The sequence below is a fragment of the Taibaiella koreensis genome, assembly GCF_003545715.1.
GTDB lineage: Bacteria > Bacteroidota > Bacteroidia > Chitinophagales > Chitinophagaceae > Taibaiella > Taibaiella koreensis.
Map to the genome: position 1 here is coordinate 182,869 of NZ_QVNU01000003.1, position 12,504 is coordinate 195,372.

The 12,504-nt window shown below is 51.0% G+C and carries 17 protein-coding genes; 12 read left to right on the plus strand and 5 right to left on the minus strand.

The annotated features are described in order from the left end of the window. Position 1: 1 nt before the first annotated feature. From DZK30_RS10790 to prs, 12 genes are read left to right on the plus strand one after another with little or no spacing between them, the layout of a single operon-like run. Positions 2-862 carry a TIGR02452 family protein gene (locus tag DZK30_RS10790; RefSeq protein WP_118974156.1) on the plus strand — a complete coding sequence of 287 codons (861 nt, stop codon included), beginning with the start codon at positions 2-4 and terminating at the stop codon, positions 860-862. A gap of 47 nt (positions 863-909) precedes the next feature. Next, on the plus strand, positions 910-1,509 hold the full coding sequence (locus DZK30_RS10795; protein WP_205529414.1) for a DUF4291 domain-containing protein: 600 nt from the start codon (positions 910-912) through the stop codon (positions 1,507-1,509). Further along, positions 1,506-1,904 carry an ADP-ribosylation/crystallin J1 gene (locus DZK30_RS10800; protein WP_118974158.1) on the plus strand — a complete coding sequence of 133 codons (399 nt, stop codon included), beginning with the start codon at positions 1,506-1,508 and terminating at the stop codon, positions 1,902-1,904. Before DZK30_RS10795 ends, DZK30_RS10800 begins: the two co-directional genes overlap by 4 nt. Before the next feature lie 2 nt (positions 1,905-1,906). Further along, positions 1,907-2,452, plus strand: coding sequence for an NADAR family protein (locus DZK30_RS10805; RefSeq protein WP_118974159.1), 546 nt, complete (start codon positions 1,907-1,909; stop codon positions 2,450-2,452). Between the two features lie 51 nt (positions 2,453-2,503). Continuing rightward, complete coding sequence (locus DZK30_RS10810; RefSeq protein ID WP_118974160.1) at positions 2,504-2,977, plus strand: macro domain-containing protein; 474 nt, start codon at positions 2,504-2,506, stop codon at positions 2,975-2,977. Positions 2,978-2,987: 10 nt separating this feature from the next. Further along, positions 2,988-3,500, plus strand: a complete 513-nt coding sequence (locus DZK30_RS10815) for an O-acetyl-ADP-ribose deacetylase (RefSeq protein WP_118974161.1) — start codon at positions 2,988-2,990, stop codon at positions 3,498-3,500. Then, positions 3,487-4,434, plus strand: a complete 948-nt coding sequence (locus tag DZK30_RS10820; RefSeq protein ID WP_162903021.1) for an ADP-ribosylglycohydrolase family protein — start codon at positions 3,487-3,489, stop codon at positions 4,432-4,434. Before DZK30_RS10815 ends, DZK30_RS10820 begins: the two co-directional genes overlap by 14 nt. Continuing rightward, a complete protein-coding gene (locus DZK30_RS10825; RefSeq protein WP_118974163.1) occupies positions 4,416-4,958 on the plus strand; it encodes an RNA 2'-phosphotransferase in 543 nt (180 codons plus the stop codon). The genes DZK30_RS10820 and DZK30_RS10825 overlap by 19 nt, the downstream gene beginning before the upstream one ends. A 13-nt stretch (positions 4,959-4,971) precedes the next feature. Then, positions 4,972-5,529 (plus strand): prolyl hydroxylase family protein, encoded by a 558-nt coding sequence (locus tag DZK30_RS10830; RefSeq protein WP_118974672.1) that lies wholly within the window; start codon positions 4,972-4,974, stop codon positions 5,527-5,529. Further along, positions 5,522-6,493, plus strand: coding sequence for an ADP-ribosylglycohydrolase family protein (locus DZK30_RS10835; RefSeq protein WP_118974164.1), 972 nt, complete (start codon positions 5,522-5,524; stop codon positions 6,491-6,493). The genes DZK30_RS10830 and DZK30_RS10835 overlap by 8 nt, the downstream gene beginning before the upstream one ends. Next, positions 6,490-7,221 (plus strand): metallophosphoesterase family protein, encoded by a 732-nt coding sequence (locus DZK30_RS10840; protein ID WP_118974165.1) that lies wholly within the window; start codon positions 6,490-6,492, stop codon positions 7,219-7,221. Before DZK30_RS10835 ends, DZK30_RS10840 begins: the two co-directional genes overlap by 4 nt. Positions 7,222-7,262: 41 nt before the next feature. Then, positions 7,263-8,108 carry a ribose-phosphate diphosphokinase gene (prs, locus tag DZK30_RS10845; protein WP_118974166.1) on the plus strand — a complete coding sequence of 282 codons (846 nt, stop codon included), beginning with the start codon at positions 7,263-7,265 and terminating at the stop codon, positions 8,106-8,108. 12 nt (positions 8,109-8,120) lie between these two features. On the opposite strand, the gene DZK30_RS10850 is transcribed toward prs, so the two are convergent. The 5 genes from DZK30_RS10850 to DZK30_RS10870 form a co-directional block, all read right to left on the minus strand. After that, positions 8,121-8,429, minus strand: a complete 309-nt coding sequence (locus DZK30_RS10850; protein WP_118974167.1) for a hypothetical protein — start codon at positions 8,427-8,429, stop codon at positions 8,121-8,123. A gap of 43 nt (positions 8,430-8,472) precedes the next feature. Then, positions 8,473-8,781: a hypothetical protein gene (locus DZK30_RS10855; protein WP_162903022.1), complete on the minus strand. Its 309-nt coding sequence runs from the start codon at positions 8,779-8,781 to the stop codon at positions 8,473-8,475. 235 nt (positions 8,782-9,016) lie between these two features. Continuing rightward, positions 9,017-9,931 (minus strand): phosphatase domain-containing protein, encoded by a 915-nt coding sequence (locus DZK30_RS10860; protein WP_118974169.1) that lies wholly within the window; start codon positions 9,929-9,931, stop codon positions 9,017-9,019. 12 nt (positions 9,932-9,943) lie between these two features. Then, positions 9,944-11,152: a DNA ligase-like domain-containing protein gene (locus DZK30_RS10865; RefSeq protein WP_118974170.1), complete on the minus strand. Its 1,209-nt coding sequence runs from the start codon at positions 11,150-11,152 to the stop codon at positions 9,944-9,946. Beyond that, positions 11,149-12,468, minus strand: a complete 1,320-nt coding sequence (locus DZK30_RS10870; protein WP_118974171.1) for a methyltransferase domain-containing protein — start codon at positions 12,466-12,468, stop codon at positions 11,149-11,151. The genes DZK30_RS10865 and DZK30_RS10870 overlap by 4 nt, the downstream gene beginning before the upstream one ends. Between the last annotated feature and the right edge of the window lie 36 nt (positions 12,469-12,504).

Genomic DNA, 12,504 nt, shown 5'->3' on the forward strand with positions numbered 1-12,504 from the left:
CATGAAAAGAGGTACAAGAGCAGAAAAAGCTCAGGAAACATTGAAAATAATAGAACAAGGCTACTACGAAACCGATGGCCGGCGGATGCTGCTGGATGAAGCCATCCGGTCATCGTTGCAGGGGAGCCGTTTATACCGGCCGGATGATTTTGAAGCCTTGCAGAAAGCGGTAGAAGTGAAATGTAAAAACCTGGATCATCGGACAGAAATAAAAGTGGTGCAAGGCACCGTGCTGGAAGCGGCCGCGGCCATGACTGCTACCGGCGACCGGGTGGGTTGCCTCAACTTTGCCTCGGCCAAAAATCCCGGAGGCGGCTTCCTGGGTGGCGCCCAGGCGCAGGAAGAAAGCCTGGCCCTGTCTTCGGCCCTGTACCCGACCCTGATGCAGCACTTCGATATGCACGAATACAACAGGAGCCGTAGCACATATCTCTATTCCGATCATATGATCTATAGTCCTGCAGTCCCGGTATTCCGTAACGACGAGGGCGCCTTGCTTCCGGAGTCCTATACATTGGACTTCATCACTAGCCCGGCCGTTAATATCGGCGCGATGAAGAGTAACCGGCCGGAAGAGCTGGGGCAGGCGGAAGCCGTGATGTTGTCACGGATGGATAAAGTGCTTGGGCTTTTTGTTCAGCATGGAATCACGCACTTATTGCTTGGAGCCTGGGGCTGCGGCGTCTTTCAGAACGATCCCGGCAATATCGCGGCGTACTTCGGCCGCTACTTGCTGCAGAATGGAAAGTATAGCCGTTGCTTTCATTCGGTGGTCTTCGCCATCTACGACCGTAGCAAGGACGGCGCTAATATTGCCGCCTTTCATAAGGTATTCCGGAAAGAGGAGGTGCAGGTGTCATGACGATACATACAGATTCGTACAGCAGTGTATATGATAAACTTCCGCCTGTGGGCAAACATTTGATCGCCCACCAGCAATCGGACCAGCTTGTCGTATACCAGGCCTATAAGCCTGCCATTGCCGATTTTGCAGTGCGTAACCAGTTCCTGGGCGGTGATGCTTTCAGCTATGACCGTATGTCCTGGATCAAGCCAGGCTTTCTGTGGATGATGTACCGGAGTGGCTGGGCCGCGAAGGAGCACCAGGAGCGCATTCTGGCCCTATGGATACGCAAGGATCATTTTCTGACCCTGCTGGCAGAGGCGGTTCCCACTACTTTCAGGCCCTGGCAATACGATAGCCATGAGGCCTGGCAGCAGGACATGAGGACCAGGAAGGTGAGGGTGCAATGGGATCCCGATCATGACCCATCAGGCCATAAGCTGGAGCGGCGCACCATACAGCTGGGTCTGAGCGGTAATGCCCTGGCTGCTTTTGGAAAGAACTATATTGAAAAGATAGAAGATATTACCACTTTCGTTCACGAACAAAGAGCCTTATTGAAGCAAAAAGGTGCGGAGGCGTTGCAGATACCGGTAGAAACGGTATGGATGCTTGAGGATGCGCAGCTGAAGTTTCGCTTAGGTATGCAAAAGCAGGAAGCATGAAGACAAGAACTTTATACCGGCCGGTAGGCATGAAAGAGCTCGAGCGTATCGCCGCCCTCGACTGGCGAGGCTTTCCACCACGGCTGTCGTGGCAGCCGATCTTCTACCCTGTGCTGAACCAGGCATACGCCGAGCAGATCGCTGAAGACTGGAATACAGAAGATAGCTTTTCCGGCTACTGCGGCGTCGTTACGCGCTTTGATGTAGACGCGCTTTACCTGGAGCAATATGCCGTGCATCATGTTGGCGGTGACGGACATGATGAGTTGTGGATCCCGGCAGAAGAGCTGGAGACATTCAACAGGCATATCACCGGCAGAATAGAAGTGGTGAAGGTATTTACAGGATCTCAATTTGTGTTGCCTGAAGATCAGGCGTTGAAGCAATATTTTTAATCATGGAACAATACAATAAAGCATGGCTTGTAGAGCAGTACCGGAAGCAGGAAAGACTGAAGTTCCTGTTCTTCTGGGGACACCGGCCATCAAAAGACGGAAGCGTTACAGCGAGCTGCTTCAGCCAATGGTGGATCGCTCCTTTTGAAGCGGAAGGCCATCGCTATCCCAGTGCAGAGCATTGGATGATGGCTCAAAAGGCCCTGCTGTTCAACGATGCGCCGATGGCAGAACAAATAAGGAAGTCCGCTTCTCCTGCGGCGGCAAAAAAGCTGGGCCGGCAGGTGCAAAGCTTCAATACAGCCATATGGGATGATCACAAGTTTGAGATCGTCAGGCAGGGCAACGTGTACAAATTCACACAGCACCCGGAACTGGGGCAATTTCTCCAGGATACGGGTGCACGCGTGCTGGTAGAGGCCAGCCCGGTAGACCCGGTATGGGGTATCGGTATGGCAGCGGATGATCCGCGTGCCGGAAATCCTTTGCAGTGGAAAGGCATGAACCTGCTTGGGTTTGCGTTGATGGCGGTGAGGGACCAAATTTAGGAACACCAAGCGGGAAGTGATTCTTCGTCGCCGGGTAAAAGAGAAAAGCAAATGAGTACGATTCAATATTTAAAAGGAGATGCTACGGTTCCCCAGGCCAGCGGTACAAAGATCATTGCCCATATATGCAATGATATCGGCGGCTGGGGGAAAGGGTTTGTACTGGCTATTTCGAAGCGATGGCAGGAACCAGAGGCTGCCTACCGGAAATGGCATAGAGAAAGGAATACAAATGATTTTAGTCTCGGCTGCATTCAGCTGGTGCAGGTAGGTCCGTACATCCACATCGCAAACATGATTGGTCAACGGGGAACGAAGACAGGAAGTAAAGGCGTACCCATATGTTATGATGCTGTGGCAGCATGTTTACATGCCGTAGCGAAGCATGCTTCCCGTTTAAACGCCAGCGTTCATATGCCGAGGATCGGCTGCGGCCTTGCGGGCGGGTCCTGGGACCGGATAGAGCCGCTTATAGCCGCTGCGTTAATTGAAAAAGACATACCTGTTTTTGTATACGATTTTTAAAGACACAAAAATGAAGCTGGAACTGATCAAAGGAGACATTACCACACTTGCAGTTGACGCCATTGTGAATGCAGCCAATAGCTCGCTTTTGGGCGGTGGCGGCGTAGATGGCGCCATCCACAGGAAAGGTGGTAAGGCGATCCTGGAGGCCTGTATGGCTATCCGTGCCCGGCAAGGCGGCTGCGATACCGGCCAGGCGGTGATCACCACAGCCGGCAATTTGCCTGCACAATATGTGATCCATACGGTAGGGCCGGTTTGGAATGGTGGGAACAAACGGGAGGAAGCGCTGCTGCGCGATTGTTATAGCAATAGCCTGAAGCTGGCCGTGGACAATGGTTTACGGACAGTAGCGTTTCCCAATATCAGCACGGGCATCTACCATTTTCCAAAGAATCGTGCCGCCACGATAGCCATCGAGGCTGTGCTGGGATTTGAAGAGAGGGAAAAATTGGATAAAGTGATCTTCGTGTGCTTTGATGAAGAGAATTATGTTTTATACCGGCAACATGGCAACTTCTGATGATCGATTGAAATTAGCGGCACGTTCGCTTTCCGGCACCGCTATCGGCGATGCCTTCGGAGAGTGTTTCTTTGGTGCGCAGGAACAGATGCTTGATCACATACAGAACAAGCACTTACCCCTGGAGAGGCTGATGTTTACAGACGATACCATTATGGCGATCGCTTTGTTCCGTTCGCTGGAGGCTTTCGGAACCATCGATAAAGACTATGTTCTGGGCTGTTTTCTGCAAAACTATCAAATAGATACCCATAGAGGCTATGGGCCGTCCATGCATCATTTCTTTCGCGAAGTGGCGGCAGGTGCTGATGGGAAGAAAGTTGCAGCTGAGAAGTTTGAAGGTATGGGCTCGATGGGCAACGGAAGCGCCATGAGGGCGGCGCTTATCGGTGCTTATTTTTATGATAACCTGGCGTTGGTGAAGCTGCAGACAGCTGCTTCTTCCATCATCACCCATACGAACATAGAAGCGGTGGCCGGGGCCATTGCCGTGGCTACAGCGGCTGCCCTGGCGACCCGGCAACAGGAAATGGGCGAACGATACAGCCGGAATACCTTTCTGAATGAGATCATCGAAGCGCTTCCGCAATCAGACACACGGTCACAGATCGGCAAGGCCCGCGCTATGGAAGGCAGCTACAGCATACCGACCCTTGTCGCTGCTCTGGGCAACGGAACACGGATGCTAGCCCAGGATACGGTGCCCCTGGCGCTATGGTGTGCTGCCAAACATTTGAATGATTTTGAAGCCTGTCTTTGGGAATTGGTATCGGCCCTGGGTGACAGGGACACTTTATGTGCTATTGCCGGCGGCATCGTCGCCTTGTCGGCGCCCGAAACAACCATACCCCTATCCTGGCAGCACCAGGTGGAATCCTGGAAGGAAAGCGATTTTTATAAACAACCCTTAAGATCATGGAAACAAAACAACTAAAAACAATAAGCAAGTTCCTGAGCCTGGTGCTCAGGCATAGCCCCGAAACCATAGGCCTGCAGCTGGATGCAGAAGGATGGGCAAATGTGCAGGAGCTGATCGGGAAAACAGCCCGTGGGCACCATCCGCTTACGCTGTCGCTGCTGGAGCAGATCGTTGCCGATAATGATAAGCAGCGCTTTGCTTTCAGCGACGACCGGCAGCTGATAAGGGCGAGCCAGGGTCATTCGGTAATGATAGATCTGAAGCTCGATCCACAGCCGCCGCCAGAGTATCTGTATCACGGTACGGTCGGGCAAAACCTTGAAGCGATCAGGGCCGGTGGATTGAATAAGATGAGTCGCCGGCATGTACACTTGAGCAGGGACAGAGAACTGGCACAGCAAGTAGGCGGCAGGCGCGGCAAGCCGGTGGTACTGAGGATAAGGGCCGGCCTCATGGACCAGGACGGCATCTCCTTTTATTTATCAGACAATGGCGTATGGTTGACCGATCATGTGCCGGTCCAATACATAGAATTTTAAAAGAGAAATGAAGATGAGCTATATCAAAGAAACATCCGAGATCTATACCATAGATCAGTTCCTCAGCGAGGCGGAATGCGATCAGCTGATCGCGCAGGCGGAGACGACCGGTTTCCAGGAAGCGAAGGTCAATATCGACGGCGGCCAGAAGATGATGAAGATGATCCGCGACAACGAGCGTATCCTCTATACCGACCAGCTGATGGCATTCAAGCTGTGGAAGAAGCTGCGACCCTACATCAGGCCTACAATCGGTAATACCTATGCAATAGGACTGAACGAAATGTTCCGCTTCTATAAATACAGTCCCGGCCAGCGATTCAAGATGCATCGCGATGGCCGTTACCAGCGTAACGAAACGGAATGCAGCTACTATACCTTTATGGTATACCTGAACGACGATTATGAGGGTGGCCAGACCCGGTTTGAATCGGGCGAGTATGTGGCGCCAAGGAAAGGCACGGCATTGATCTTTGAGCATAGTCTCAGGCACGAGGGCGCCCGCCTGGAGGCTGGCAACAAGTATGTACTGCGATCTGATATCATGTATAAATTGAGAAACAATGGCTGATGAAAATAAGGTAAAAGATGTATTGCTTGGGGTGGTTGTAGGAGATGCTTTAGGCGTGCCGGTGGAGTTTATTCCCAGAAAAGGCTTGCAGAACGAACCGGTGACCGGTATGCGCGCCTACGGAACGCACCGGCAGCCGGCGGGCACCTGGTCCGATGATAGCTCGCTTACTTTTTGCCTGGCAGAGATGCTCTGCAACGGCTATGATCTGCAGGCGCTGGCCGAACGGTTTGTAGACTGGAAGGAAGCTGCTTACTGGACGGCTCATGGTGAAGTATTTGATATCGGCATCGCCACTTCCGCTGCAATCTACTCTTTACAGAAGGGGGTGCCACCCTTGCAGGCAGGTGGAGATGACGAACACAGTAACGGGAATGGCTCTTTAATGCGCATACTGCCGTTATTATTTTATATTAAAGACAGGCCAGTTGAGGAGCGTTATCGTATCATCGGCGAGGTATCTTCGCTGACGCATCGCCATGTACGCTCCGTTAATGCGTGCTTTATTTACCTGGAAATGGCGCGGCAATTGCTTCTGGGAAAGGATAAATGGGAGGCTTACCGCAATATGGCGCGTGATGTCAACACGTTTTTACATGCTCACCCTGTCCGTTCACAAAGAGAGATCGATATTTTTCACCGTATATTGGAAAATCCTATCGGGGACTATGTGATCAGGCCGCTTTATGATTTTGAAGAGGAAGAGATGTATTCGACCGGCTATGTGCTGCACACACTGGAAGCATCGCTATGGTGCCTGCTGCATACGGATAATTACGCCGATGCCGTATTGAAAGCCGTAAACCTGGGGCACGATACCGATACCACCGGGGCCGTTACAGGCGGACTGGCCGGTATCCTATACGGCAGGGAATCGATCCCGGAAGCCTGGCTGCAGGTTCTGGCGCGGAGAACGGATATTGAACAGCTGGCCGACCGGCTATACCACAAAATGTATTCATGAAACGTACCCTTGTTATCGGCGATATCCATGGCGCTTTAAAGGCGCTGGAGCAGTTGCTGGAAAGAATAGACTTACAGCCGGAAGATCACCTGATCTTTCTGGGCGATTATGTCGATGGCTGGTCACAGTCGGCCGGGGTGATCGATTACCTTATGGCGCTGGACAGAGAGTACTGCTGTATTTTTATCAGGGGCAACCATGACGCCTGGTGCGAAGATTGGCTCAGCGGACAACCGGGCAGCGACATATGGTTGTTCAATGGCGGGCAATCTACGGTTAAGAGCTATCTCCGGCTTACGGATGAGCAAAGGCAGGAGCACCTTGCCTTTTTCAATCGCATGCATAATTATTATGTAGATGAAGAGAACCGCTTGTTTATCCACGCCGGCTTTTCCTCTATGCACGGGCCCGATCATGAGCACTATAAAAGCAATTATTCCTGGGATCGCACGCTTTGGGAAATGGCACTGGCTATGGACCGGCGAATCGAAAAGGATAGCTGGCTTTATCCCAGGCGGCTCTTGCTGTACCGGGAGATCTATATCGGTCATACGCCAACGTTGCGTTATGGCATGACCATGCCCATGCAGGCATGTAATGTGTGGAACCTCGATACGGGGGCCGCGTTTACCGGAAGAATATCGGCGATGGCTATCGATGGCTATGCCGTGTGGCAGAGCGACGTAGTGCAGCAGCTGTATCCGCAGGAGAAAGGAAGGAATAAATAGAAAGACCCGGCGTATTTTTGCGCACAATCATTTCCGGTATCATGAATATACTCAACCTTATCGATCCGCAACAGTCGGATATTGGCTACAAGACCATGATCTTTCCCGACGGGCAACCGCATATCAAGCTGGATAGGGACAGCTGTATGGCATTGGACCTGGAGGAGCCGCTCCGCATCCTCTGCCGGATCAATAACCCGGTAGACCTGCTGCTGTTGTTATTGGTCAAAAATACGCTCGACTATTTTGAATTCAGACATGTGGAAGTGGCGATCACTTACCTGATGGCTGCGCGAATGGACCGAGTGATGCTGGAAGGTGAGCCTTTCTCCCTGAAAGTAGTAGCAGCGATGCTGAACCAGGCGGGCTTCCGCAAGATCAGGATCTTCGATCCGCACTCAGAGGTGTCAACCGCGCTGATCGACAGGTCTTATGCCGTGACCAACCATAAGTATGTACAGGACGCCCTGCAGCATTATTTTACGGCCAATGCCAACACGGCTTACTACCTGGTGTCGCCCGATGCCGGGGCCCTGAAGAAGATTCATAAGCTGGCGCAATACCTGGGTACCGAAAGAGTAGTAGAGTGTATGAAAGAACGGGATCTGAAAACCGGTGCGTTGACAAGCTTTAAAACAACTATGGATAACCTTGATGGCAATACTTGTTTTATTATAGACGATATCTGCGACGGCGGCGGAACCTTTGCGGGTACGGCGGCATTGCTTAAAGAGAAGGGCGCGGGTAAGGTTGTGCTGATCGTAAGCCATGGCATCTTTAGCAAAGGCACTGCAATCGCCGGTGTCGATACCATTTACACAACCGATTCGTATCGTAGGGTAGAAGGTGTGCATTGCCTGCCGGTGGCGCCTTACCTGCTTGTGTAAAGCCCGGGAGGATTATCTGATCTCGAATTCCTGCAATACCAGGCTGCCGATCACGAAGCGGTAGCTGCCTTTACCTAGTTTTGTTGTCGGTATAAAGAAGGTTTTGTTGCTTTTTATCCTGCCCTGGAGCACTACGTTACCATTTTTATCTCTGATCGTATATTCTGCGCCAGTAGCATTGTCGACCGTAATGCCAATAGCAGTGTGGCGGCCTTTGCTGTAAATAAGCCTTTCGTCCTGTGCTGTGGCGCGGAAAGCGGAAAGTGCTGTGGCGCAAATGAGCGCGGTAACAATAGCGGTTTTACGGAGAAGCGTTTTCATAAGAGGTGGTTTTTATTGGTGGTAAAAAGAAATGAGGTAAAGATTATTTAATGATGAACTCTTGCAGGACCAGGCTGCCCATAACAAAGCGGTAAGTGCCTTTGCCGAGCTTGCTTGTGGGTATGAAGAAAGTTTTATCGTTTTTCACAGTACCCTGCATTACGGTATTACCCTTTTGATCTTTGATTGCGAAGCTGGCGCCGGTAGCGTTGGCTACAGCAATGCCGATAGAAGGATTAGCTGCCTTCAGATAAACCGGAATATTATCTTGTGCCATGGCCGGGAAAGCAGAAGCGGCGAGGGTCATTACAAAGGAGGCGGCGATCAGGGATTTGCGGAGAAGCGTTTTCATAAGAATTGTTTTTTGAAGGTTTGTGTTGTTTGTTTCGATTTCTAATGCAAACATACTGCGGCTTCGGAGCGGTCTTTTTCACTATTAGACCTATGGGCTAAACTATTCGACTTTCGACGAAAAGCCGTTCGTCGGCGAAAATGCGGTTTTGGTCGAAGCAGGTCGTCTTCGGCAAGGCAAAATGAAAAGCGGAGCAGCCGAAAGGCTGCTCCGCTTAGCTATAAAAGGAAACGGCTTAAAAATCACCATAGAATACCTGGAAGCAAGGCAGCATAAGCTCTTCCCGCCACATATCCACTACCTGGTTTCGGTCGTCCAATACAAACTCTACAAAATATTTACCTTCGATGTAAGCCTTAAACAGCTCTTTCTTGATAAAGGCATCCTTCCGGCTGTCTTTCTCCTTTCGCATCAGCAACTCATCGAAAAGGATGCCGTGCCGTTCCAGGAACCGTAGGGTCTGGGCTTTATAAATGTCCTCCCTGCCCGATACCAGCAGGATACGATAACCCAGTTGCCGGTACTGCACCAGCAGGTTAGCAACGGGTTGGTTCAGCTGGTCTTCTTCGCAGGAGGCTGCGTTATAGGGGTCTCTTCCGTTGAGCAGCGCCAGCGTGCCATCCAGGTCGCAGATCAGGGCTCTGGGCAAGTCCGGGTCCTGTTCCCTGTATTGGTTTACCTTTTTCTTTTTGAGCACTGGTTCGAAGTCGAACTCTTTTTTCAGTTGCTGAAGATTCGCTACGTGCTTCTGTATGGCATGCCGGGGAATCTGTTTCCCGGTCTCAGCGTACCTGGCCTCGCAACGATGGTACAGCACCTCTTCGGGGGCTTCGAAGACCTTGAAATGGATGTCGGCAAGGGTGTTGAATTTATCGATATACTCGTCCAGGTATTTCTTTTTCGTATGGGTGGCGTCCAAAATGACATTGGTCCGCTCCGCCAATAATGAGGTAATGGCCGCATCGATCATACGGGTGATCTTGCGTTCCTCCTGGTCTTCCATAAAGGCATAGGTAAAATGCATCTGCCGGAAGTCGTCCCGGCTCAGCCGCATCCAGTTGGGCTGAGTCCTTAAATGATAACGGGCAAACGTCGATTTACCCGATCCCGGTGCGCCGATCAATATCAGCAGTTGAGGCGTTTTGCTCATGATTATCGTTGTTTATAGCCGCTTGTCCAGCATGCCCTCGGTCTGCTCACCCAGGATACGGTCAAGGACAAGGTTTTTCAAATGATAGTTGTCTTTGTCGATTTCGTTGTAGGGCACCGCCAGCAATTCCCGGTTGATCATCCAGTCATTGACGGAGCAATCCAGCTTCCGGCCAATGGACCGCTTCTTTATGTTTTGTTCCAGGTCTTTTAGGAAATGAACGCCGTAGATCATGGTGAGATAATGGTTGTTCCGGACCTTGAAGGCAGGTGGTAATCCTTTAATGAAAGCCTTTGCCGGCTTGATCACCACGCCTTCTTCTTTCCCCGCAGTAAGCGTAGCAAACCATTGGTAGGCCCGTTCTGTTTCCCTATGCATCATTTCCTCATCGTCCAGCCGAAGCGTAAGCATTTCATCGTCGTTGACCATACTATAGCTCCGGTTGTCATCCGGGATATCTTCCCGGCCATCATCATACACCTTCTTCAGTATATTGAACGGTTTAAAGTGTATGGCTTCTTCCTGGCCAAAATGCGTGATCTGCTCATCATATACAGCAATGCCCTGGTTGTATTGCTCGAGGTCAAGTACCAGGAACTGTTCCAGGGCGTTATATTGCCGTTGGATATGTGCCGGGTACTTTTCTTTGAATTGCTTGTCAGGTAGGCTTGCTTTATCCCGGACGAAAGCGAGGTAAGACTCGCTTGCTTTTACCTGACCGATCTTGCCGTACAATCCTGATTGACCCAGGAAGCGGGCATGCTGCCGGTGCGCATCGAGGTATCCTTCAAACTCGTTATCGATGAGACCACGACCCAACACACTCCAGGGCATCAGCTCAGATTGTATGATGACCAGACGCAGCCCGCCCCAGTCAAACCGTTGATGCAAGGCTTTGCAGGCTTCCCCGGCAGCCTCCAGGTCGATATGCGTTATCCTGTGCCCGTTACGGCTTACGAAATAGGTATCTTCAAGGGCCTTATGCAGATAAATATCGCAATAGGAGCCCATATACTTCTTTTGTACGAGCAGTTCTCTTACGCCGCGATCGAAGAAATAACGTATCCCTTCTTCGAGGCTCTCGATCTCGTTCCGTTTTACGGATTTCGGAGCGGGGGAAATGGTTGGCGAAAACGCATTCACTTTATTGTCGCAGAACCAGTCGATCCGTGACCGTAGCCTTTTCAGTTCTTCCGTTTGTGTGATATCTTTTGTCGTCATTGTTGATCATTTTTTGGAATCCTGCTGATAATGCAGGCTTGCGTCGGTTGCAAGCCATTAAGCTTATCCCCTATCTGGTCAAAGGTGATCCGGGCATCCTCCCTGCCATCGAGGCAGCTATCGATCAATTGCCGGAAGGCCTCCCGGCTCAGTTCGAAGTGATGGTCTTCGTGCCGGAAACGATCATCATCCCCGTAGAAGATATTGAAATCGGCGTTGGGTGTTGTGATAGTGATCTGCCTGAAATTGTAGGTCATCGCCTTTTTAATAAGATCGCCGGCCGCTTCAAGCGTATTGTGCTCGATCACCTCGCTCATAATAATATTCACCTCCTCTTTCGTTCCACAATCTTCCAGTCGCGTATAAAATTCAAGGTTGGTTGCTTCCAGCCGCCGTGCAATAGCAGCGCCCAGCTGGGCAAAACGCTCTTCCTCATCCACAGCGTAATAAGTTGCTTTAAGGCCCTTGTTCATCATCCGCTTGTAATAGCTCAGCTCTCCGCAGCCGATATCCAGGATCGCCGTTCCGGTGTCCAGCAAGCCAGTGATGAATAGCTGCCGGTCCTGCTGCGTGCCATACCAGGTCAGTTCGGCCTCGATCCCATTGCGTAAAAGGTACTGTTCCATGACCGGCTTTACCAGCTGGAACTGCTTTACCGATTTAACGGCTCTTTTAGCGTACAGGTAAAAAATGAAGTAAGGAACCTGTTCAATATTGGTCAGCACGCGCACGTACTTATAAGCAAAGCTATCGTCGATATATTTGAAGAGCCCGTACTCATTGGTGACATGGCTGAGCAGGGCTACCAGGCTCAGCAGATTAAAGGCCTCGAATACACTGGCTCCTTCTATTTCCAGGCAAAAGTTCCGTCCCTGCCGTTGCGTGAATTTCAGGCCTGGAAAATAGCGGGACAACAAATGCTGGCCGTCACGGTACCAGCCCGAGTGAATGTACAGCGTGGGTACGGTAATGTGACAGGCATGCTTATCCAGAGAGCCCTGTGTGACCCCCAGCCATTTCAGTTCCTGCCGGAGGAAAGTCTCCTTATCCTTCAGGATATGGGAAAACAGCTCGGTGCAGATATGAAGTAAGGCCAGAGGACTGCTATAGCTTTGAAAATCAAGCTGGTCGCCATCCTCGGGCATATAGCTGAACTGCGTGTCCTGGAAAACGATTTCATACTCATGAGGCGACACGACATTGCCTGCAATAATCCCGTCTTTCAAGGGTTTAAAGTACAGACCGAAGTCCGTATCAGGATTCTTGAACAGCAGATCCAGCAAATGTTCGTTCCGGCTTTTGATCTGTATTATCATGGCGTTTTTATTACAGGACAAAGATATTCCAGGTAC